The sequence below is a fragment of the Paenibacillus rhizovicinus genome, from assembly GCF_010365285.1.
GTDB lineage: Bacteria > Bacillota > Bacilli > Paenibacillales > Paenibacillaceae > Paenibacillus_Z > Paenibacillus_Z rhizovicinus.
On the sequence record NZ_CP048286.1, the window covers coordinates 3025916 to 3048926 of the forward strand.

The window sequence follows — 23011 nt, forward strand, 5'->3', positions numbered from 1 at the left end:
ACGCGGCGGTTCGCTCGGTCGCTGACGGAATAGAGTTTTGGGGTCCTATAGGGAGAGGGAGGTCGGCTACGATGGCGGCAATGATTGCCCGCGAGACGATTTTGGATGCGATTGTGTCAACTCTGGGGAGCGAAGACTATCTGCTGGCGATATGGCTCGAGGGCTCTGACGGTACGAACAGCTTGGATGCGTATTCCGATATCGATTTGGTCTGCTATACCAAAGAAGGCTGCACCGACGAAGCGTTTGCCAGGCTGGATCTATGTTTGGCTGAACTAGGACCTGTCGACATGACCTACGAGCAACCGAATCGGCCGAATAATAACCGCTATAAAGTGTATCATTTGCAAGACTCTTCCGAGCATCTCTTGCTGGACGTGACGATGCAAAGCGAAAGCTTCCCGGTATCCTTCCTTAAGGAAGACAAAACCGTCGTGCCCGTCGTATTGCTGGATAAGGCGGGCGTCGTAACCTATCAAAACATCGATCGCGCGGCTCATCGCGCTCAGCTGCGTGCGCAGTTGGACGAAGCGCTTGGCGTATTCAGCCAGAGAAGCAGGGCGGTCAAATATACGCAGCGCGGACACTTCTTGGAAGCGCTGATTTACTATCAGAAGTATGTGCTGAACCCGCTGGTGGATGTGCTGCGGATCGTCTACACGCCCATTCAATCGGATTGCTTCCTCGTTCATGCCTCTCGGGATTTCCCTGCCGACGTGGTGCGGACGCTGGAAAGCTTGTATGGCGTGAAGACCGTTCAAGACATTGCGGAAGGCATCGACCGGGCAGAGGAATGGTTTCGCCGTGCCGCGGCCAAAGCTGACGAGGCGCTCGCGAATGCCGCTGACGAGGCGGATTAGCGAACTGAATTATTCAGGATACCGGCTAACGAATCGCCCGGGGGCTGGAGCGTTTCGTCTTGTAGCGGCCGAGTTGGCTGCTGCTCGGGCGGATGTTCCAGGCGAACCGCGCTAACGAATGACGCCTTAAACGGACGGAAGTCACGCGTGAGAACGGCTAACGAACCGCTCGGGCGGCTGGAGCGTTGCGTCTTGCTGCAGCTGAGGCGGCTTCTGCTCTGACGGATGATTCAGACGACCACGCTAACGTATCACTCGGGCGACGGAAGCGTTTCGTCTTGTAGCGGCCAAGGTGGCTGCTGCCCTGACGGTTCCAGGCGAACCGCGCTAACGAATCGTAGACGCCTTAAACGGACGAAAATCACGCGTGATACCGGCTAACGAATCTGAGACGCCTTATTAAGCTGTTTTCGGCTCTCATGTAAGGTTTATAGGTCAAATAGCGACGCTGGGATTCGTCACGCGGCTAGAAGCAGGTAATTGGAACGAATAACGTTAACTTGATTCGTTAGCGGCGACGTCGGCGAAGATTTTCGGATTCGGTATCGAAGATCTTCGCCATTTTGGGGTGGCGATGCCTTTCAGCCCATCTTCCCTGGCCTGGCCTCTCGCCTTCCCAGTCCATCTTGCCTGCCTACCCCTCTCGCCCTTCCCCCTCGCCTTCCCTGTCCATCTTGCCTGCCTACCCTCTCGCCTTGCCGCCCATCTCACCTGGACTGCACCTCTCCTTGCATGCCCGTCTTGCCTTGCTTGGCCTTCCCCCTCGCCTTCCCATGCCCGTCTTGCCTTGCTCGCCCTTCCCCCTCGCCTTCCCTGTCCATCTTGCCTGCCTGCCTACCCCTCTCGCCTTGCCGCCCATCTCACCCGGACTGCCCCTCTCCTTGGATGCCCATCTTCCCTGGCCTTCCCCCTCGCCTTCCCTGTCCATCTTGCCTGCCTGCCTACCCCTCTCGCCTTTCCGCCCATCTCACCTGGACTGCACCTCTCCTTGCATGCCCGTCTTGCCTTGCTTGGCCTTCCCCCTCGCTTTCCCTGCCCATCTTGCCTGCCTGGCCTTCCTCACTCACATTGCCCAACGCCTATCCTGCCCCATCCTGCCTTATTGCCCACCGCCTCATCCTGCCTCATACTTCCCCAACCGCCTATCCAGCTGCACTTCTCACCTCTGTCTGCCGCCAGCCGTCGCCATTGCGACAAGCGAGCAAGCCGTTGATCCGACGGCCTCCTATACGAGCCACCGCTCCAATACCTTCGCGACGCCGTCGTTGTCGTTCGTGTCCGTCACTTCGACTGCTAGCGCTTTCAATTCATCAACGGCGTTGCCCATCGCAACCGCGTGCGCGGATATTCCGAACATCTCCAGATCGTTATAATCGTCGCCGAACACGAACAGTTCGGATGCGCGGATGCCATAGTGCTCGCAGAGCGTCATGATGCCCGAGGCTTTGGAAACCGAAGCGTTCATCACTTGGATCAGGCGTCCCCCGTCGGTCTCGATGAACCGGGTCTTGGCCGCGAAAGCTTCCTGCAGCTGCAGCCGCTGCCCGGCATCGCCAAACTCGGAGAGCAGGATTTTGGTCGCGGTGCACTGCTTCATTTCCTCCGTCGTGCATAGGGTCGGCTGGTTCCCCCGGCTATAGAACGTAGAGCTGCGAATGGCGCGAATGGCATAACTCCGGTCGGAGGACTCCAGCCTGATCATGATTTCGCCCGGCAGCCGTTCCGAACAATAGTCGATAATCTCCCCCGCCGTCTCCGGCTCGATCGGCGTATGCGACTCGATCCCTGCCCCGGGATCGACGACCAGCGCCCCGTTATAATAAACGAACGAAGCGTCCTCCAGCAGCTCCGACGGCAGAAGCATCCGTACCGATCTCGGAGGCCGGCCCGTCGCGATCACAACCCGCATCCCCTGCTGCCTGCAGGCCAGCAGCGCCTTCAAGTTACGCTCCGACACCTGTTTCTCCGAGTTCAGCAGCGTGCCGTCCAAATCCAATACGATTCCCCGCATAGCGACACCCCTCCCTAATGAAGGCTTCGTTTGCACGCCCCTAAACCAACCTGCCATGCTCGCCTGTCCGTGCGGAACGGCCTATTATAACCATAACCTGCCTAATCCTAAACCCCGTTAACGATGATCATTAGCCCGACTAACTAACGACCGTTCCTCGACACGCCGGCAGCCGTTATCATCCCGACAGCCCCGACGACGAGCACGACCACAAGGACGGAGACCGCATAGACCGTATCATCCGGCGTATGCACCTGCTGCGTTAAATCCCTGAGCTTTTCCGCTTTCTTCACCAGGACGAATATCCAAGACAGAAACATGATCGTCAGCGCTAATGAACGATACATCGTCTTCTCCCCTTCCGATATAAGCATCGTATAGCGAAAACCCGCTCGTTGTTCATCGGTTAAAAAAAACCAGCCCGTCACGAAAAAATTCCGCACGGACTGGTTGTACTTATTATCCTATTTCAAGCCGAGCGCGCGTAGACCAAGCGCCAGCGAGCCGCTCAGGCCGGCATTGTCGCCAAGGCCGGGAGGCACGATATAATCGTCGATGCCCGCGAGCAATGCTTCCGCGCTGACATAGCCGTTCAAATTCTTGCGCACTTGTTCGCGGATCAGCGGGAACAGCTGCATTTGGTGCATCACGCCGCCGCCCAGGATGACGCGCTTCGGCGACATAAGCAGGACCGCGCTTGCGACAGCTTGGCCGATGTAGAACGCCTCCATCTCCCATGCCGGGTGATCGACGCCGAGCTCGCTGCCTTTGACTTTCCAACGGCCTTCGAGCGCAGGTCCAGCCGCCATGCCTTCGAGGCAGTCGCCATGATACGGGCAGAAGCCTTCGTATGTATCTTCAGGATGGCGGCGCGTCAGCACATGCCCGCCTTCCGGATGAACAAGGCCGTGAACAAGCTTGCCTTCCGTATAAACGCCGACGCCGACGCCAGTGCCGATCGTGTAGTACAAGCAGCTGTCGAGACCGGCCGCCGCGCCCCATGTTGCTTCGCCAAGCGCCGCCGCGTTGACGTCCGTATCCCAACCGAACGGTACGTCGAACGCTTTGCGCAGCTCAGGCAGGAACGGATAGTTTCCCCAGCCCGGCTTCGGCGTCGTCGTTACGTAGCCGTAGGTCGGACTCGCCGGATCGATATCGATCGGTCCGAAGGAACCGATGCCGATGGCTTCGACTTCTTTATCTTTGAAATACGCGATGACGTTCGCAAGCGTCGCTTCCGGACGCTCTGTCGGGAAGCTTACCCGCTCCAAAATTTCCCCATTCTCGTTGCCGATGCCGCAAACGAATTTCGTTCCGCCGGCTTCAATTGCTCCAATACGCATGCCTTGCTCTTCCTCCTCTAAATTCTCTCTCTCAACCATGGCCAGACGACGCCCAGCGTCAACCGCAGGTTCGTCAGTCCAAGATCGTTCATGTAAGGTTCCCGCTCGCGAAAATAATCCGCGTGCTTCCCGATGATCGGCACGCCGCTGCTAAAGAGCGGCGCATGCTTATCCTTCTGCCAGCCCGGCCAGAGCCTTCGGCCGCCTGCGGCTGAAGCGCCGTCGACTCTGCGGCCAGGCCGCGGTCGGCCCGCGCCGCGCCAGCCGCCGAACGTGCCGAGCCGGGCGATGGCGTCGGCCGGCTTCCCCGGCGCCGGCGATTCCGCGGCCGCGCCGGCGTACACGAACAGCACCGATGCCCGCAATTCCTCCGGAATGCGGCAGCGGGGCGACCCGATCATGACGACCGGAGGCGGCGAACCGCCGAGCTGGTCGTGCAGCAGCCAGGCGGCGTGAACCGCCGCGACGCCGCCGCCGCTATGGCCGATCAGCACGATGCGATCGGTGCTTTCCGGCCGGTCAGGCCAGCCGGCGCCGATCATATCGACGGCGCGGCTTCCGCCGATGGAGCGGCCGAGGCGCGTTGCGCCGAGCCGCATGTCGCGGCTGATTTCCCACAGCTGGGGAACGGCGCGCCGGCTCCAATCGCCGTAAGGAAACAGCAGCCGCGACGTTCGGACGCCGAAACCTTCTCGCTCCAGTATACCATGCAACGCGGCGCGAAAGCTTTCCATAAATAGCGGCGCCGTCGCCAAACCCGCGAGCAGGTATAGCGACACGTTTAAGCGCTGCTCTTGATTGCCTTGACCTCCGTGTCCTCCATGCTCCCCGTGTTCCATCATGCTAGGAACCCGGCTGCTGCCCATGGGACTTGGCGAAATCCATCGCGGCGATGATTCGCTCCATATCGCTCGGATGGTCGTCGCGGAACCAGCGCACGAGCAGCGGCGGATTGACGTCGCTCAGCGTGATGACGCCCGTCTTCTGCTGCATGGACACCTCGCCCTCCGAGCTGTTTAACAGCTTCATGGCGTACGCGTCCGCGGATGATTCGGCGTTGCGCGAGACGGCGTTGCTGATCGGGAGCGAGGCGATCGACAGCACTGCCATGATGAGGAGCAGCAGAGGCAGCGCCGTCACATCGGAGCGGCTGCGGATGCCCCATGCCTCGCCCCAGCGGCGGATGCTCCAAATGTAGATCCAGCCGCCGATACAGATGACGACGAGCGAGGAGCCGACCGCGCCGACCGCGCTCCACTCCAGATGGTGCATCGCGTAATGCCCCATCTCATGCGCCATGATGAGCAGAATTTCCGGCTCCGTCAGCTGCTTCAACGTCGTATCCCACAGCACGATGCGAAGCGAAGGGCCGATGCCCGTCACATAGGCGTTGATCGCATTCGTTTTCTTGGACATGTTCACTTCGTACACATGGTCCGCCGGGATGTCCGCCTTCGCGGCAAGATCCAGGATCTTGGCCTCCAGCTTCGGGTCAGACAGCGTCGTGAATTTGTTATACAGCGGGTCGATGACGACAGGCTCCACGTACATCATGAACACCGTGAACGGCACCGAGATGAGCCACAGCTTCAACCACCAGCGGCCGCGCCGCGACAGAATCCAGAAAGCCACCGCGGATACCGCGAGCATCGTCAAATACCCAACCCCGAACGAGACGAGCTTATCCCGAATCCAGCCCGGCACCGGCTGCGTCGTAATGCCGTAATGCTTGGACAGGCCATAGCTGAAAATCTGCAGCGGCAAGTAGAGCACGAACGACGCGATGTCCACGAGCAGGACGAACAGCGGGAACCGGATCACGAGCGGCAGCCGTTCCAGCATCTCGCGCCAATACCTAGCCAGCCCGCCGGACAGCAGGAACAGGTAAATCAGCCATTCCCACGGAATGCTGGTGAAGAAAATCCAATTGCGGATCGGGTTCAGCGTTTCGCTGTCCTTCAACTGCTGCGGCGAGAAATACGTCGCGGGATCGGCCGGCGTGCCCTTATAGGCAGCAGGCACGTTGTTGGGCGAGGTGTACCAAACGTACAAAGCGACAAGAACGGAGTATATAACCGTCAGTAGAACCCATTTCCACATCGGCGAACGTCTTCGCCAAGACTTTGCCAACTCCATCATCTCCTGCGTAAACAGTCATTTCATGCACCCATCATACCATTTCGCCATGTCAAAAGGTAATTGCACCCAGTCCGCCGATGAGCGTTACTCAAACATCCCCTGTAGGACATCTGACCACATCATTACCCCCACCGGATTAACTCGAAAAATCAGTGCTTCTCGGCTCAATTATTTTTTGATAGAATTGCTTATTCAAAAATTTTATATTTATATAAAATGATGGAAAACGCAAGGGCGTTGTGGCAGAACGTTAAATTCCGATGGAGTAATCTTGTAAGTCCTCCTATCGGAAACATCAACAGCCAATTTGGATTAACAACGTACCTGCCATAGTGTAGGAGGATTAACTTGAACAAGATATTCGTTTTATGCCTTTTTCTAGCAACTCTAGTAACCGCTTGTACCACTACTACTTCCGACGAATCAAAACCTAAATCCGGTTCACAGGAGAAGACGTTGAAGGAAAAACAGTGGATCAACTTGTGGAGGAAGGATATTCACTCGTTTCTTTATCGCATAAAAAAATCAAAAATTTATTACAATTGAAAGTTGGCCAGAAAGTCTCATACGAGGTAAATGGTGCGACGTTTCTCAGTAATCCGGGTCAAGGGGAGGCAAAAGAAATCGTTCCAATAGAGACGAAAAGATAGAATACTGCTACTTCCCAATTGCCTTTGGAAAGCAGCCTTCCATTTACAACTGAAAAAGCCGACCCTTCCCGGAGTCGGCTTCTGTTCCTTAATACGATTAAATAACCTCGCGCTCGTCATTGCCCGGCAATTCCGGGAAGGCCGCATGCGGCTCCGATTGGTACCAGAACACCGTCGACGCGATGTCGCTCTGCTGCGGCAGGTAACGGCCGCCGGAACGCCAGCCGAGATCCTGGATCGTCACGCGCAGCCCGGATTCGAAGCGAATCGGATCCTGCACGTGCCAGCGGTACATGCCGAAACGCGTCTGACTGCGATACAGCCCGTCCGGCTTGATGACCTGATGCATGCCGAGGAACGGCGTGGAATACGTGCCGTATTCGCCCTTCGGATGCTCCCAGTTCCAGGCGCCGCCGAAGTAATCCTCGGTGCCCGTGCCGCAGATCGTCGGGAATTCCTTGTCGTCGTCCATGAAGAACTTGATCTCGCCTTCGCCCCACCAGCCGGTATTGTTGACCTGCCAAGCAAGGTAGCAGCCGACGTAGTGGCCTTTGCCTTGAATGCCGTCGATGAGCGTGTGCACGTCTTTGTACGGCACCGGATTGCTTCTGCGCCATTGCGCGTGGAAATACGCCATGTCGGACGGAATTTCCGTCAGCGCGTAGTCCAGCTGGTAGTACAGCACCGCCGTCTCCGTGCCCGTGTTCTCCATCGTGAAACGCGCCGATTTGCGGAACGGCATCTGCCAGTAGCAATTCATGCCGCCGGCCGGATTGACGGCCACCGGGAAGGAGTTGACGTTGACGCGCTCCTGCCAGCCATTGCAGAAGAAGTCGCCGATCGGCGCTTCGACGGACGGCGTTTCCTCGCCATCCCAGTAAATGCGCAGAATCATCGTCCGCCAAATGTTCGGCGCCGTCGTCATCCAAATATGCTGAATGGCGCCCGGGCCCGCGATTTCGCCCATCGTGAACGTTTTGCCTGCCTCGATATATACAGAAGGCGATACCTTCCAGCCCAAGCCCAGATCGCGCGCGCAGTTAGCGCCCGTTCCTTCTGTCGCCATGCCGCCCTTGCCCGCCTCGCCCGTAAAATTCTCCGCGCTGATCGAACGGCTCTTCGCATCCGACAGCCTCGCCAAATTGCCCATGTTCATATCTAAACCATTGAAACCAAACATCGTTCCCTCTCCTTTGACAGCAAATGAAATCGCTTTAATGGTTGAACATGGCAACAATGCTATCCTGACGGGGACGGCCTGTCAACGACTTTTTTCGCGCCAAAATGGGAAAAGCGGCAATCGCCGGGTTAATGTCACCGCGGCTCCTTCCTTCATAAACTATGGAAAAAGGAGTGTGAACAGCTTCATGCGCGTAACCATTACGTTGGCTTGCACAGAATGCGGCGACCGCAACTACATGACGACGAAGAACAAGAAGAATAATCCGGCTCGTCTAGAACTCAAGAAATATTGTCCCTCCCATAAGAAGGTAACGCTTCACAGAGAAACCAGATCTTAACGTTCGCGGTATAGCCGAGCAGCCATCGTCCGTCCGAAAAGGCCGCGGGAGGCGCAATGCGTCGTATAGGCAAATCGCATCTCCCTCTGCCCGGTTCACCCTAGCTCTCCCGCCGGCTTCCCGAACACGATCGAAGGAACAAAAAAAAACGCCCTCCCCGCCAATCACGAGGAGAACGTCTTCAGCAGCCGGTAGAGCGTGTCCACGGACTGCATGGCGTATTCGGTTTGCACCGGCTCGCCGTCTTGCACGAGTACCAGCGCCGGTACGCTGGCGATTCGCCAACCGTCCCGAAGCGAAGGGGCGAAGTTGATGTTGATCTTGGCAATCGTCAGCGAAACGCCTGCGGCTTCGACGATTTCCAGCATGCGCAGCGCGACTTTGCAGGTGCCGCATAGCGGCGTGTAGAAGAACACGGCCTCGCGCGGCGTTTTGTCCCGGGCCAGCCATTCCCGCTCCGTTTGTTCCATTAAAGGCACGACGACCGCCGCCTTTCCGCAATGAGATAGGATTAATCGCAAGGCAAGTTGGGCAGCGCGCCAACCAGAAGCTGCTGCTGCGAGAGTGCGATCCTGACTGACGCCCCGCCAATAAGCGCCTCAGTTTCGGCTGAATTCCGCAACCGCCTTGATGTTGTCCCATTCCACTGTAATCGTATAAGACCCGGCAGGCAAGTCCGCGAACGTCACCGAATCGCTGTAGATTTCACCGGGATGCAGATCGATGTAGTCTTTGACAGGCACGGATCCGGCCTTGTAGGTCTCGTGGTCTCTCTCCAGCGTATACCTGGCTCCGCCGACAACCGTGATGGTCTCCTTGCTCCGATTGACGAACACGTACGTCACTTTCGTGTCCTGCCCTTTGGCATCGTCAACCTTGACCGATCCCTGCAATCCCGCTGCCGCATCGGACTCGGAGCATCCGCTGACGACGAGCAGCACGCTAAACGCCAACACCAGCATCGTCGTTAATATTCTCATCCTATACACGCACCTCGCGTAGATTCATCTTCCCTGCCTACGACGACTCGCGGCGTGTTTAAGTTGCGGACTGAAACGAAACCTCGAAATATACCAATTTCATGCTCAAGCTCGCAGTTCAAGCTCTATGCTTGGCGTCACAGCATAACGGCCCGGCTGATCCAACGGTTGAACCTCAAATCCAGCAATGCGGATATTGAGCTGCTGATTACCCGAACCGGATGAACTATCCTGTGGAGCCGAGCCCGATGGAGCCGAGCCGCCGCCGTGCCTTACGCGGATTTCAAAGTCCCGGACAGCCGCCAGCTTCTCGATCTCCAAGACGACCGCATTCGCCTGAAAATCAGCCTTCACGACGACAATGCCATCTACGCCGATCGCCTGCTTGGCCTCGAAATCGATGTACAAGTCCCCGTATCGCTTCTTCAACCGTGCCGCCGTAACGAGCGCGCTGCCCGTTCCCCAATGGAACCCGCTTTGATGCGATCGCGCGTCCGTTCCCCCGTGGCCGTAATTTTCGGCGGATGCGCCATGCACTTCGAATTGGACGGAGGTGCCGCGGTAATTGTTCGGACATACCTGCTCGTTCTCGTCGATCGCCATGAGCGCGAAAGACGCTCTCGCAGCAGCTACCGCACGTTTCAGCATGTCGAATCGGCCCGTAAGGTCATGGTAATTCGCGAGCGTTTCCGCGAATTGGGCTTGTCTGGCGTCGTTCCACTCGGCATCCGTATTCATGACGCCGAAGCCGCCGAACGTGTAGAAGCTCATGAAAGGAGCATCCCACGCCTGCTGGTACAAGGATAATAAATGAACGCAAAATAGGCCGGATTGCTTGTACGCCTGCGTGCCCGTCAGCAAATACGCGACGCGGAACGCTTCCGCGCACCATTGAATGGCCAGCGTGTTTTGCCCGTACATGCAGGTAAACGGATCGTAATACGTCAAAGGCTTGCTCGAACACGAGTAATACAGCTCGAAATCGTCGAACTTCTGCTCCGGGAGCACGCTGCGCATCAAATACTCCGCGCCGAGTATAACAGCTTGCATAGCTGTGCTTTTCTCCTCTTCCGACAAGGCATCCGCCAACAGTTCTTCTCCCAAGAACCAAACTGCCAGCGCCCCCGAGGCGGAATCGTTCAAACGCGCATCCGGCGTCAAATCCGCCTTCCGAACCCAACAAGGGAACCCGCCCGACGCATCCTGATGCGCATACATGAACCGCCGCAGAGATTCCAGGAATCTTTCGGCTTCAACTGCAACTTCAGCTCCGTCGATTCCCCCTCCGTATTCCGAGGCGTATTTGCGAAGCCAGAGCGCAGACCAAGCGCAATCGGGCAGGCTGTACAGTTCCTTCCCGCCGCCATGCTCGCTGGATGCCGCCCATTCGCCGGTTCGCGGTGCGTAGATCGTGGGGAAAATGCCGTTCTGCTGCGGAGCCGCGGTCAAACATCGCGCTATTTCATCCGCCTTGGCGATCCACTCCGGCCGGTTCATCATCGTACCGAAATCCGCAAGCTCCATCGCCGTCCGCATGTTGTTGAACCATGCATGGAACCAAAGGTCGTCCGGGTACTCCCGGCCGCTCATGACGCCGTCCTTCCTGCGGAAGGTCGTCAGCGTAATCCCGCCCGACCGCGCGTCAGGCCCTTGTCTCCACAAATATTGCAATGCCATGCCGTTGCCGTACTCCGCATATTGCGTGAACGGAACCGTCTGCGGGAGCAGCCGGGTTTCATAGCCGGCAGCCTGCTCGTTCCACAGCAGCGAAGCGACGGCATCGAGAATGTCGGTATCCGTACAGCCTCGAAACGTCATCAGGTAGAACGACAATGCAATCCCGTCATCCTCCACGCGGAATGCCGCGCCGTCCGGTTCGTAATAGGTATGCTCCGTCGGCACGATCGATTGAATGCCGTATTCGAGCCGCGGAGGGGCCTCCTGCTCCGAACCGGCATCCCCGCCGAAGCGCAAATCCAGGTAGCGGTGCCATTGCGGGCAATCGCGGATTTCCTTTAAATCCGGAACAACGGCGGCGCCGTAATCCCCTGCCGTCACGATCACTGCGGGGGATCGGAACGTATGCTGGCCGGAGACGTGACGGGGTTTGGTTTTCAGATTCGGAATCCAGTGAAACCGCTGCTTCGCTTCATCCCATAATTCAGCGGCGCCATGCATGAAATCCAACGTCAGCGAGAACTTATCGAGCTCGCTGGTCTGCCGGGGAAGAAAGCGAAGGCTGATCTTCCGCACGTTCATTCCGGCACGGATACCCGATTGACCGGTTCCTTCGAACGCCGCAGCGTGCCGAGTCGAGACGAGTAGCAGCGAGCCAAAATCATTTTCTACAGCAAACGCAACTTCCCCGCCGTTCGAAATATCGATACGGTCCGAGCCTGCTTCCAAGACATGCTTGTCGCCAATCCGGAACGATCCAGCGCGAGCGGTCAGAATCCCGTCGGCGTCAAATACAAGGCTGTTTCGGTTGTTGCCCTTCATCCAAATCCACCCTCTCCCATGTATCCAAGACCCTACTTCCGCCCGTAATCCGCCTTGATTTCGCCCCACTGCTTCGTCTGCCACTTCAGCACCTTGTTGCTGTACGTGTTCGTTTGAAGCCAGCGGACCGCGCGGTCGACCATGTCCCAGATTTCAACGGTCGACGCGTCGCGCGGCAGCGTGGTGGAGACGTTCTTCTGCTTCACCCATTTGAGCGCGTTCATGGAATCGCTGTACACCGTCTTGCTGCTGCCCTGCTGCTTCAGCAGCGCGAGCGCGTGGACGATGGCGAGAAACTCGCCGAGGTTGTTCGTTCCCTTCTTCACGGGCCCGACCGCGAAAATCACTTCGCCGGTCTGCGTATCCACGCCCTTATATTCCACCGGACCCGGATTGCCGCTCGTGCCGACGTCTACGGAAATGCTGTCATAGTCGATTTCGCCCGGCTCTGCTTCTGCAGCGGAAGGCTTCCTGCGGAACTGGCCGCTCCCGCTCTTCGCGGCGCCGGAACCCCCGGCGGCCTTAGCGCCCCCGCCTTGTCCCCAAAACTTCTTCCAGCCGCCCCGGTAGGCTTCGTCCGCCTCGGCCCGGCTTTCGTACGATTTGAATTTGGCATCGTCAAACTTATTGATCTGTTCCTGGCATTCGCCCCAGCTCGCATACACGCCCGGCTGGCGTCCGACCCAGACGACGTAAAATTTCTGTTTGGCCATTCCCGCACCTTCTTCTATTCATCATTCTTGTCCGCTCCGCCGCGAAGGACGGGCTTTACCGTTTCGACGGACGAACCGCAAAACCCTCCATGCCCGCCAAAATTCATGGCCTCGCCCGCAAGCAGGATCAATGGCTGAAGAAGACGATCTGGATGAAGAACAGCACCGCGAACACGTAGAAAACGGGATGCACGTCCCTGCCCTTGCCCCGGGCCAGCTTCAGAAGCGGATACGCGATGAAGCCGATGCCGATCCCCGTCGCGATGCTGTACGTAAGCGGCATCAGCACGACGATCAGAAACGCGGGAAAAGCTTCCTCCAGCTCGCTCCATTCGATCCGCCGCAGCACGTCGAGCATCAGGAAGCCGACGATGATCAGCGAAGGCGCCGTGATCGCGGGCATGCCCGCCAGCATCGCAATGACGGGCGAGAAGAACAGCGTGAGCGCCAGCAGCACGCAGACGACGACCGCCGTCAGCCCCGTCCGGCCGCCGATGGCGACGCCTGCGCTGGATTCGATGTAAGCCGACGTCGGGCTCGTGCCGAGCAGCGCGCCGACGGAAGTGCCTGCCGCATCCGCCAGCAGCGCCCCCTGGGAACGCGGGAATTTGCCGTCCTTCAGCAGCTTCGCCTGTTCCGCGACGCCGAGCATCGTGCCCGTCGTATCGAACAGCGTGATCAGCAGGAACGTGAAGATGACGGCGTACAGCCCTTTCTCGAACACGCCCCCGATATCCAGCCGGAACGCGGTCGCGTCCAAGCCGCTCGGCATGGCGACCAGATTCGAAGGTAAATCCATCTGATCCATCAGCAGGGCGATGACCGCCGTGATGAGCATGCCGACGAACAGGAATCCCCGTACCCGGTATGCCATGAGGACGAGCGAGATGACGAGGCCGACGATCGTCAGCGCCGTCATCGGTTCCGTCAGATCGCCGAGGGTCAGCAGCGTGGAGGGAGATGCGACGATGACGCCCGCGTTTTGCAGGCCGATGAACGTGATGAAGAGCCCGATGCCCGCCGTGATGGCGTGCTTCAGGCTTGTCGGTATGGCGTCCAGCAGCATGTAGCGGAACGATGTCAGCGACAGCAATATGAAAATCAATCCCGCGACGAAGACGGCGCCGAGCGCGATCTGCCACGTCACGCCATCGTCCGGAGAGACGACGGTGAAGGCGAAATACGCGTTCAGCCCCATGCCCGGGGCGAGCACGATCGGATAGTTCGCGAACAGGCCCATGATGAGCGTGGCGACGATGCTGGCCAGCACGGTCGCGATGAAGACGCCGTGGAAATCCATGCCTGTCTTGCTCAGGATGCCGGGGTTGACGATCACGATGTAGACCATCGTCAGAAACGTCGTGATGCCGGCCATGATCTCCGTCCCGGCGGAGGTGCCTCTTTCTTGCAGCTTGAATAGCTTGTCCATGCGCTACATCCTCCCGCGCGGCAAAGGCTTCCTGCCTTTGCCGGTAATACCTCCATTTTCCCCTACTGGAGGGAAACATAGTCTTGCGGCGGCGCCGCGGGGCCCATCAGCTGCAAATTAAGGCTGCGTTCGGCTCCGAAGGCCGCAAGAACTGGTATAATAGATGGCGACGTTTATACGTTCATACCTACCGACTACGGGATTGGGAGTCGACGAAGCATGGATACGGATTTGATGATGGACGATACGGCATGGCGCAAGCTTCTTGAAGGCGTCGCCGCTTATTTCGATGAACTGACGATCATTCGCGGTTTTCAATATCATAAGCAAGGACGCGTGGAGACGCTCGGCCTGCGGGACGACGGCGTCTATTTGGATGCGCGCGTGAAGGATAACCGGGTATACGAGGTTGCCGTGGATCTAGGCGATCTAAGCAAAAGCACATGCGCGTGCCCGCTCGACCGGGGCTGCCTGCATATGGTCGCTGCGCTGCTGCGGTACGCAGAACTGTGCGGCCGGCCGATTCAGGCGCTCGTCAATGCGCGCGCGGCGGCCAGGAACGCGGCCAAGGCGGACGCGGCGGAAGCCGGAACTGGCGATGGCAGACTGGCAGGCAAAGGTGCGGGCAAGGCAGTTGCCGGGGACGGAACGGAGACGGGGACGGGTAAATCAGGTGCTGGTAAAGAAGGTGCTGGTAAAGAAGGTGCGGAGAATTCGCCGCTTCGCGCGGGAACGCCGTCGGCCCGCTTAGTCCGGCCAACGTTGACCGAACAGGAGCTGACCGAGCTCCCCGTGGCGCTGTGGCATGATCGTTTCCGCCAGCGCAGGGGACCGCTGCAGGCAAACATCCGGACCGCGCAGGAGGCAAGCGACCTATTGGCCGATCTGCATGCGATGCGGCCCGACCTGCCCTATGCGCTGGAGCAGCTGTTCAATCTCCATGCGGCGTTGTTCGTGCTGGAGCAAATCGTGAAGCCGGCTCAGGCGAATTGGCGCCAGTCCGGGCTCTTCATGGGCTACCATACGCAGCTGGCGCTGGACGGGCTGCTCGCGCAGACGCGCCGGATGCTGGAAGAGCGGCTGGCGCTTTCGTCCGAGACGTCCGCTTACTGGGAACGCCTGCTGGAGACGGCGGCTTTCTTGCGGGAACAGATGCTGACGGAGGACAAGACGCTGAACTGCTTCGCATCGCTGTATCAATCCTTTTGGCTGCACTGGCTGTCTCCCGCTTCGGCCGGCAGCAAGCACCTGTACGAGGAAGAGCTGCAGCATTTGCGGGAAGCACAGCAGGTTCTCGGCAACGCGTTGTCGCCGCTGCCTTGGACGCTCGCGCAATGTCTGCTCTGGCTCTATCTGGAACGCGACGAGGAGGCCCTCCGGCTGCTGGCCGAGCGCGGCGGCAAGCTGCTGCTGAAGCCCGAGCATCTCATGCCGCTGCTGGACGTCATGAGCCGGGCCGGGCAATGGGAGCGGCTGCGCGACTGGCTGGTCGAGACCGGCGCTCTGCTGACCGGGTTTCGCGGCGAGGATTTGGCGCCGTACGGCGAGTATTGGTCGATCGTCGCCGAACAATTGCCTGAGGCCAAACCCGCCATGTGGAATACGCTGGCGTCGATGCTGCCTTTCTCTCGCGTAATTTATGAGGAAGCGCTCGTGGCGCACGGCAAATGGGAACGGTGGATCGATTATCAAATGAGCAGCGGTCAGGAGCCGCTCTCGTTCCGGGTCGCGGTGTTGAAGCCGATCGAGAAGGATGCGCCGGAGCTGCTGCTTCCCTTCTACCATCAGGCCGTGGAGCGGTACGTGCTGCAGAAGAACCGCGACGGCTACAAAGCGGCGGCGAAGCTGCTGAAACGGTTGTCCAAGCTGTACGTGCGATTGAAGCGCGAGGAGCGCTGGGAGCAGTTCATCTCGGCGTTCGCCAGCCGGAACAGCCGGCTTCGCGCCCTGCAGGAAGAATTGCGGAAAGGAGGGCTGCTGTCATGAGCGCAGAAACGATATCCATTACTGTCCGTTTATCGGAGCATGGCGACGCGCTGATCTATGGCTCCCTGGAATCTGCCGGCTTGGCGAGCGGCATGTTCGTGAAGCAGCGTCTATTCGCTTGGCATGAGCCGTCCTTCTACGGGACGGACCTGCAAATCGAGAAGCTGCAGGACGAGATCGAGCTCGTCGTGCTGCCCGCGGAGATGGTCATTCCGTTCTTCGCGGATCGCAAGCTGCTGATGACGCATTTCATCTGGCAATTCGAAGGCGATGCCTCGCGGCTCGTCTCGCTTGCTCCGGCGCTGGAAGCTTGCATCGCGGAACAGAAATACATGCCGAGCTTCGCCGCGTTCCGAGCCGGCAAGCTGCGCTGGACTTGGGACGCGGAAGCGCTCGACGTGCGGGCGCGGAAGGCTTTGCGGGCGCTGCGCGGCAGCGGCGCGGCCGGTGCTGCCGGAGGCGGGACCGAGGCGGACGCATGGAGCCGCCAGTCCGGCGGCGGAAGCGCCCGCGGCAAGCTTGGCGGCCGAGGGCTGCTTGCGGCCGAGGCGGAGCGTGCGCTTGATGCGAGGCGCGCAGCCGATACGGCGCGCGCTGCCGATGCAGAGCGCGCCTCGGCAGTCGTCGTCGATGACGAAGACGATGATTGGTACGACTGGGACGGCGGCGATACCGCGGAGGAAGCGGACATCTCCGCCGGCTTCTTCGAAGGCGTCCAAGCGGCGTTCTCCGCGGCCGTGTTCCAGCGCTATTACAGCTCGGAAGAAACCGCCGGCGATCTGCGGCGCGACTTCCCGATGCTCTTCGCCCGCGACCGCGCCGCCGCGGCCGCGGGCATGGACGAGCGCGCCTGGCTCGTCGCCGCCGGCTGGAAGGCCGACACCCTGCCGTTCCGGCCGCTCCTGCAGCTGTCGGAGCCGGAAGACGCCGATGCCGGCTGGCGTCTGGCGCTGATGCTGCAGGACAAGCTCGAACCGGCGAAGCTCGTGCCGGTTCGGCTGGCCATGGACGGCGAAGCCTTCGGGACATGGCCCTCCGGCTGGACGCCGCATGTGCGCGAGCGCTCCGCGTCCTGGCTCGCGCACTTGCAGGCAAGCCTGCCGGAGGAGCGACTGGCCGGCAGCCGCACGGACCTGCTGAACGGCCCGCTGACCGACGGGGCCGCGTGGCAGTTCCTGACCGCGGACAGCCAGCGCCTGCTGTCCGCGGGCTGGCAGGTCCTCCTGCCCGGCTGGTGGGAAGAGGCCAGCCGGAAGAAACCGCGCCTGCGCGCGAAGGTCCGCCCCGGCGAAGGAGCGCCTGCGGGCGAAGGCGCCGGCGGCGGCCAGAAGTCCTTCTTCGGCCTCGACTCGCTCATCGACTTCGATTGGCGCGTCTCGATCGGCGATGCCGAGCTGAGCGAGGACGAGTTCAAGGAACTCGTCGCCCGCGGCGAACGGCTCGTCCAGTTCCGCGGCCAATGGGTGCCGCTCGATCCCGCCCTGCTGGCGCAAATCCGCAAGGCGATGGCGGGCGTCGACCCGCGGAAGGGGCTCTCCTTCCAGGATGTGCTTCAGCTGCATTTGAAGAGCGCCGCCGCGGCCGCTTTTCGCGATGCGGCAATCCGCGCCAAGGAAGACGGCGCTTCCGCGGAGGCGGAAGAAGAAGACGAGGACGGCATTCCCGTCGAAGTCGAGCTGAACGCGCATCTGGCGAAGCTGATGGACCAGCTGACCGGGCAATCCGAATGGCCGGCGATCGACGTGCCGGCCTCGCTGCACGCGGAACTGCGCAGCTACCAGCAGGACGGGTTCGCGTGGCTGGCCTTCCTTCGGCGCTTCGGCCTTGGCGCCTGTCTTGCAGACGACATGGGCCTCGGCAAGACGATCCAATTCATCACGTATTTGCTGCATGTCTCCGAAGCCGCCGCCGCAAGCGGCGAGCGCCGGCCTTCGCTGCTCGTCTGTCCGACCTCCGTGCTGGGCAATTGGCAGAAGGAGGTGCGCCGCTTCGCGCCGTCGCTGCGCATCCTGCTTCACTACGGCAGCAAACGGCTGACAGGCGATGCCTTCTTCGAAGAAGCCGGCGAAGCCGATCTTGTCTTGACCTCCTACGCCACGGCGACGCTGGATCAGGAGAACCTGAGCCGCTATACGTGGTCGACGATCTGCCTCGACGAAGCGCAAAATATTAAGAACGCCGGCACGAAGCAGTCCGCCGCCGTCAAGAGCTTCCCGGCCCGGCACCGCATCGCATTGACCGGCACGCCGATCGAGAACCGGCTGTCGGAGCTGTGGTCGATTTACGATTTTACGAATCCCGGGTATCTCGGCAGCGCCCGCGCCTTCGGCGAACAATTCGCCCAAGCGATCGAACGGGAACGCGACGAGAAACGCACGCAGGAGCTGCAGCGGCTCGTGAAGCCGTTCATGCTCCGCCGCAAGAAGAAGGATCCTGCCATCATGCTGGACCTGCCGGAGAAGAACGAGATGAAGACGTACATCCACCTCACCGCCGAACAGAGCGCGCTGTACGAACAGACCGTCGGCGAGCTGATGCAGCAGGTGAAGAAGCTGGAAGGCATTCAGCGCAAAGGCGCCATTCTGTCCGCGTTGACGCAGCTGAAGCAGCTGTGCGATCATCCCGTGCTGCTGACCAAGGAAGCGGTGCCCCTGCCGGAGGACAAAGACGAAGCCGCGGCCGAAATCGCCGCGCTCATCAGCCGTTCCGCCAAGCTCGAGCGGCTGCTCGACCTGGTGCAGGAGCTGCGGGAGGAAGGCGAGCGGTGCTTGATTTTCACGCAGTACATCGGCATGGGGCAAATGCTGCAGCGCGTGCTGTCGCAGGAAATCGGGGAGCCCGTGCTCTATCTGCACGGCGGCACGTCCAAGACGGCGCGCGACCGGATGATCGACGAATTCCAGTCGCGCAGCCTGCCGGAAGCGCAGCAGCCGAACATCTTCATCCTGTCGATCAAAGCCGGCGGCGTCGGCTTGAACCTGACCGCGGCCAACCATGTCTTCCACTTCGACCGGTGGTGGAATCCCGCCGTCGAGAACCAGGCGACGGACCGCGCCTACCGGATGGGTCAGACGCGCGACGTGCAGGTGCACAAGTTCATCTCGCTCGGCACGTTGGAAGAACGCATCGACGAGATGCTCGAGAGCAAGCAGCAGTTGAGCGACGACGTCATCACCAGCTCGGAAGGCTGGATCACGGAGCTGTCGACGGACGCGCTGCGCGATCTGTTCACGCTGCGCCGCGAGTGGTCGGACTGACGCGCGGTTCAGCGAAACCGCGGATAGGCGAGTTCTTTTTCAGCAAACTTAGAGGTACTAGGGAGTGATGCCGCATATGGAATCGAAATCGACAAAAGGAGCGCCCAACAGCACTAACAACAGCTATGAAATTATCGAGCGTTCCCCGACGGTGTCCGAACACCAAGCACTATGGGATTCCGTAAGCTGGGGGAACCTCGACACCGGAATGAGCGAGCAGTCGATCGCGAATTCCATCTACGCCGTCGTGGTCGAGATCGAAGGACAAGCCGTCGGTATGGGGCGAATCGTCGGTGACGGCGCCATGTACTTCTATCTCCAGGATGTCGCGGTTCACCCGGATCATCAGGGGCATGGATTGGGCAAAAGGATCGTGGAACGGCTGCTCGCCTACATCCGGCAGCATAAACACGAGAAAGGCATTGCGTTCGTGGGCCTATTCGCTTCGCAGGGCAAAGAACCTTTCTATGAACAGTTCGGATTCAAGGATCACTCTCCGGGCATGACGGGTATGTTCACGGTCTTTGAGCCGACTGCCCCTCAAGAATAAGAAGAAAAGGCGCTCGGTCATTGACCGGCGCCTTTTCTATTTGACTTTTAACTGCTTGGGGATCGCAAATCGCTCCACCTACGACGCTTGTACTTGGATATGCCGTTTGAGTCGATTATGCTAACGATGCTAACGCTAACGAATCGAGGTAACGCCATTCGCTCCTATTGTCTGCTTGTTGCATCGTAACGAATCACAGCATCGTTATTCGACCTATAAACCTTACATGACGGCCGAAAGTACCTTAATAAGGCGTCTCGAATTCGTTAGACTGTTTCGGGCGTGATTTTCGTCCGTTTAAGGTGCATACGGTTCGTTAGCGCGTTGCCCTGTCGTCGGCCAGCAATTTGTGCCGCGCTCACTAGCTCGCCGTCCCGCGATCTCCGGCGCATCGCCCCCGTACCGCTTACGCATACAGTCCCTCGTTCATTCGCACGCAGCCCCGCGTTTCATCCACACTTCGTTCCTCCGTTCATCAGCACGCCGTCCCGCGACTCGCCAGCAACCAGCACCTCGCAGACCGCTTATGTGCGCCCATCCGCCTCATGACTTCATCTTCCGCTGGAACCCCGCCAGGTCCGTATCCCCCGAAATGAACAGTCGTTTCAATAAATACGGATTTTGCTCGCTCGTGGTGTAGCCGTCGTCGAAGGTGAAGCCGTACGCGAAGCCGCTTTGCTTGGCGATTCGCATCGTTTCCTCGCTTCGCAGCCCGTAGGGATAGGCGATGGCGGTCACGCTCGTTCCGAGATTCTTCTCGATCGCGGTTTTGGAGCCTGCAATCTCATCCCGCTGTACTTTCGGCGTATGAAGCGGCAAATACGGGTGCGTGCGCGTATGCGCCATGATGTCCCAGCCTGCCGCATGCAATTCCTTGACCTGCCCCCATGTCAGGTAGGCTTCGCCGCCAACCCAATTGGTGACTAGAAATTCCGTCGCTTGGAAGCCGTATTGCTTCAGGATCGGCTGCGCCGCCGTATAGTTGTTCTTGTAGCCGTCATCGAACGTGATGAGCACTTCTTTGCCCGTCGAAGCTTCCTGGCCCGTCAGAATCGCGCCGAATTCCTCCATGCCGATGCTGCGATAGCCCTCGTCGTGCAGCCACGCCATCTGCTGCCGGAACGCATCCGGCGAGACGATATATTCGTTTCCTGCTCCGTTATCCGCAATGGAATGATAGCATAGCACCGGTATCCGCGCCGCAGCCGCGTCCGATGAAGCGAAAGCGACCGTCGTCCGCTTGAATTGCAGCAGCTGGTCGGCCGTAATGACGAACGATGCGGCCATAAAAAGCAGCGCAGCGGCCAGCACCAGCATCTTTCGTTTCCTCATTGCCTCTCCCCCGCTGTCTTCACAAACTGTCTTCACAACTTGTCTTGGAAGAAACCTGCGGATCCGCAAAAAATGGCGCCGTCCGTTTCTTCGTTGGTAGTCTAATCATACGATAGGTGCGCGAAGAGGGGCTACTGTTACTTTTTCCATGCCGGCGCGTCTGCTGCTTTGCTGCGATAACGCCCTGCTGTTCCCCGGCCGCGGCCGAACGTGTATAATGATGAAGCTTCACCCGGCATGACTAACTTACAACTAGAGGAAACCGCATATGAGAATGAAAGATTGGGATCGAAATTTAAAAATCCGCCTTGGCGGAGAAAGCGCGTTTAACGTTATTTTCTGGACATTCTTCCCCTTCCTGTCCATCTATTTCACGAAATCGTTTGGTAAAGGCTGGACGGGCATGCTGCTCGTGCTGTCGCAGCTCATTTCGGTGCTGGCAAACTTGGTCGGCGGCTATTGCGCGGATCGTTTCGGCCGCAAGCGGATGATGGTATTCGCCGCAAGCGGGCAAGCTTTCGGCTACGCGCTGTTCGCCTTCGCGGCATCGCCTTGGGTGGACATGCCGGTAACCGGCTTCGTCGGCTTTAGTCTGGCAAGCATGTTCGGCTCGCTCTATTGGCCGGCCAGCCAGGCAATGGTCGCGGACGTCGTGGACGAGAAGCATCAATCCAGCGTCTTCGCGATCTTCTACACCGCCGCCAATATCGCCGTCGTCGTCGGACCGCTGATCGGCTCGCTGCTGTATTCGGATAATCCGTACGCGGTGCTTGCCGCCGCGGCAGTCATCTGCGCGCTGATCGCGCTCGTCATGAGCCGTCTGCTCGGCGAGACGCTGCCGGCCAGCGTCTCGGACCGGCACCGGACCAAGGCCGGCACGCCTTGGTATGGCGCCATTGCCGCCCAGCTGCGGGATTACCGGGTCATCGCGACGGACCGCGTATTTCTGCTCTTCGTTATCGCGGGCGTGCTGCTGGCCCAGACGTTCATGCAGCTCGACCTGTTGTTTCCGGTCTTCCTTAAGGAGACGGTCGGGCAGTCGACGCTCTTCGCTTTCCACGACTGGGATTTAACCGTGACGGGCCAGCAGCTGTTCGGCCTGATCGTCTCGGAGAACGGCCTGTTCGTCGCCGTCTTCACCGTGATCATCACCAAATGGATGACGATGTACCGCGATCGCTACGTGTTCATGGGCGGCGCGATCTTCTACGCCGCAGGCATGATCATGTTCAGCAGCATGTCGACGTTCTGGGGCTTCACGGCGGCAATCGCCGTCTTCACGCTCGCGGAGCTCATGTCCGCCGGGCCGCAGCAGGCGTTCGTCGCGCGGCTCGCGCCGGAAGAGATGCGCGGGCAGTATTTTGCGGCGGCAAGCCTTCGCTTCACGCTGGGACGCACCATCGCGCCGTTATCCATTCCGCTCACCGGCTGGATCGGCTTCAAATGGACTTTCGTGCTGCTCGCCTTGCTCGCCGTGATCTCGGCCGGCATCTATAACGTCATGTTTAACCAGCTGGAGAAGAACCAGCCGTCGCCGTCCTTGGCGCCGAGATAAGCTTAGAAGCTTATAAGTTATATGGATGCTTCAAGCACAGGGGCAGTTCGGAACGCTTTCGCGATCCGGGCTGCCTTTTTTCTGTGCTGCTGCGCCGGCACGAAAAGTAATGAAAACGTAACGTCATGCAGGAAATTTTAGTTCGAAAATCCCGTTGTCTTTTTTACCATTCTTGCTATTATATGAA

At 59.4% G+C, this 23011-nt stretch carries 20 protein-coding genes; 7 read left to right on the top strand and 13 right to left on the bottom strand.

The window, feature by feature from the left end; all coding sequences use genetic code 11:
• Positions 1-71: 71 nt before the first annotated feature.
• The gene (locus GZH47_RS13560) at positions 72-860 is read left to right on the top strand and encodes a hypothetical protein (RefSeq protein ID WP_225446477.1); all 789 of its coding nucleotides are present in this window, start codon (positions 72-74) and stop codon (positions 858-860) included.
• Between the two features lie 682 nt (positions 861-1542).
• On the opposite strand, the gene GZH47_RS13565 is transcribed toward GZH47_RS13560, so the two are convergent.
• The 6 genes from GZH47_RS13565 to GZH47_RS13590 form a co-directional block, all read right to left on the bottom strand.
• Positions 1543-1788, bottom strand: coding sequence for a hypothetical protein (locus tag GZH47_RS13565; RefSeq protein WP_162640571.1), 246 nt, complete (start codon positions 1786-1788; stop codon positions 1543-1545).
• Positions 1789-2085: 297 nt separating this feature from the next.
• Entirely contained in the window at positions 2086-2871 is a 786-nt protein-coding gene (locus tag GZH47_RS13570; protein WP_162640572.1) for an HAD family hydrolase, read from the bottom strand.
• Between the two features lie 143 nt (positions 2872-3014).
• Positions 3015-3218 (bottom strand): hypothetical protein, encoded by a 204-nt coding sequence (locus GZH47_RS13575; RefSeq protein WP_162640573.1) that lies wholly within the window; start codon positions 3216-3218, stop codon positions 3015-3017.
• A gap of 117 nt (positions 3219-3335) precedes the next feature.
• Positions 3336-4214: an ROK family protein gene (locus GZH47_RS13580; protein WP_162640574.1), complete on the bottom strand. Its 879-nt coding sequence runs from the start codon at positions 4212-4214 to the stop codon at positions 3336-3338.
• Between the two features lie 17 nt (positions 4215-4231).
• The gene (locus GZH47_RS13585; protein WP_162640575.1) at positions 4232-5056 is read right to left on the bottom strand and encodes a hypothetical protein; all 825 of its coding nucleotides are present in this window, start codon (positions 5054-5056) and stop codon (positions 4232-4234) included.
• Position 5057: 1 nt separating this feature from the next.
• The gene (locus tag GZH47_RS13590; RefSeq protein WP_225446478.1) at positions 5058-6344 is read right to left on the bottom strand and encodes a M48 family metallopeptidase; all 1287 of its coding nucleotides are present in this window, start codon (positions 6342-6344) and stop codon (positions 5058-5060) included.
• Positions 6345-6787: 443 nt separating this feature from the next.
• Between GZH47_RS13590 and GZH47_RS34630 the strand changes: the two genes are divergently transcribed.
• Positions 6788-7003 (top strand): DUF3221 domain-containing protein, encoded by a 216-nt coding sequence (locus GZH47_RS34630; protein ID WP_404823808.1) that lies wholly within the window; start codon positions 6788-6790, stop codon positions 7001-7003.
• A gap of 97 nt (positions 7004-7100) precedes the next feature.
• On the opposite strand, the gene GZH47_RS13600 is transcribed toward GZH47_RS34630, so the two are convergent.
• Entirely contained in the window at positions 7101-8183 is a 1083-nt protein-coding gene (locus tag GZH47_RS13600) for a glycoside hydrolase family 172 protein (RefSeq protein ID WP_162640578.1), read from the bottom strand.
• Between the two features lie 187 nt (positions 8184-8370).
• On the opposite strand from GZH47_RS13600, the gene rpmG reads away from it, so the two are divergent.
• The gene (rpmG, locus tag GZH47_RS13605) at positions 8371-8523 is read left to right on the top strand and encodes a 50S ribosomal protein L33 (protein WP_162640579.1); all 153 of its coding nucleotides are present in this window, start codon (positions 8371-8373) and stop codon (positions 8521-8523) included.
• A 164-nt stretch (positions 8524-8687) separates the two neighbouring features.
• On the opposite strand, the gene GZH47_RS13610 is transcribed toward rpmG, so the two are convergent.
• From GZH47_RS13610 to GZH47_RS13630, 5 genes are all read right to left on the bottom strand, one after another.
• The gene (locus GZH47_RS13610) at positions 8688-8993 is read right to left on the bottom strand and encodes a thioredoxin family protein (RefSeq protein WP_162645240.1); all 306 of its coding nucleotides are present in this window, start codon (positions 8991-8993) and stop codon (positions 8688-8690) included.
• 129 nt (positions 8994-9122) lie between these two features.
• Positions 9123-9503: a hypothetical protein gene (locus GZH47_RS13615; RefSeq protein ID WP_162640580.1), complete on the bottom strand. Its 381-nt coding sequence runs from the start codon at positions 9501-9503 to the stop codon at positions 9123-9125.
• Between the two features lie 105 nt (positions 9504-9608).
• Positions 9609-12002 carry a hypothetical protein gene (locus tag GZH47_RS13620; RefSeq protein WP_162640581.1) on the bottom strand — a complete coding sequence of 798 codons (2394 nt, stop codon included), beginning with the start codon at positions 12000-12002 and terminating at the stop codon, positions 9609-9611.
• 32 nt (positions 12003-12034) lie between these two features.
• Entirely contained in the window at positions 12035-12715 is a 681-nt protein-coding gene (gene rnhA / locus GZH47_RS13625) for a ribonuclease H (RefSeq protein ID WP_162640582.1), read from the bottom strand.
• 127 nt (positions 12716-12842) lie between these two features.
• Positions 12843-14144 (bottom strand): NCS2 family permease, encoded by a 1302-nt coding sequence (locus GZH47_RS13630; protein WP_162640583.1) that lies wholly within the window; start codon positions 14142-14144, stop codon positions 12843-12845.
• A gap of 219 nt (positions 14145-14363) precedes the next feature.
• Here GZH47_RS13630 and GZH47_RS13635 point away from each other — a divergent pair, with 219 nt between their 5' ends.
• The 3 genes from GZH47_RS13635 to GZH47_RS13645 all read left to right on the top strand — a co-directional run bounded on the left by GZH47_RS13635 (position 14364) and on the right by GZH47_RS13645 (position 19937).
• Positions 14364-16130, top strand: a complete 1767-nt coding sequence (locus tag GZH47_RS13635) for an SWIM zinc finger family protein (protein WP_162640584.1) — start codon at positions 14364-14366, stop codon at positions 16128-16130.
• A complete protein-coding gene (locus tag GZH47_RS13640) occupies positions 16127-19387 on the top strand; it encodes a DEAD/DEAH box helicase (RefSeq protein ID WP_225446479.1) in 3261 nt (1086 codons plus the stop codon). Before GZH47_RS13635 ends, GZH47_RS13640 begins: the two co-directional genes overlap by 4 nt.
• A 76-nt stretch (positions 19388-19463) precedes the next feature.
• Positions 19464-19937 (top strand): GNAT family N-acetyltransferase, encoded by a 474-nt coding sequence (locus GZH47_RS13645; protein ID WP_162640585.1) that lies wholly within the window; start codon positions 19464-19466, stop codon positions 19935-19937.
• Between the two features lie 543 nt (positions 19938-20480).
• Here the strand turns inward: GZH47_RS13645 and GZH47_RS13650 are convergent.
• On the bottom strand, positions 20481-21269 hold the full coding sequence (locus GZH47_RS13650) for a polysaccharide deacetylase family protein (RefSeq protein ID WP_162640586.1): 789 nt from the start codon (positions 21267-21269) through the stop codon (positions 20481-20483).
• 268 nt (positions 21270-21537) lie between these two features.
• Here GZH47_RS13650 and GZH47_RS13655 point away from each other — a divergent pair, with 268 nt between their 5' ends.
• On the top strand, positions 21538-22824 hold the full coding sequence (locus GZH47_RS13655; protein WP_162640587.1) for an MDR family MFS transporter: 1287 nt from the start codon (positions 21538-21540) through the stop codon (positions 22822-22824).
• Positions 22825-23011: the final 187 nt, after the last annotated feature.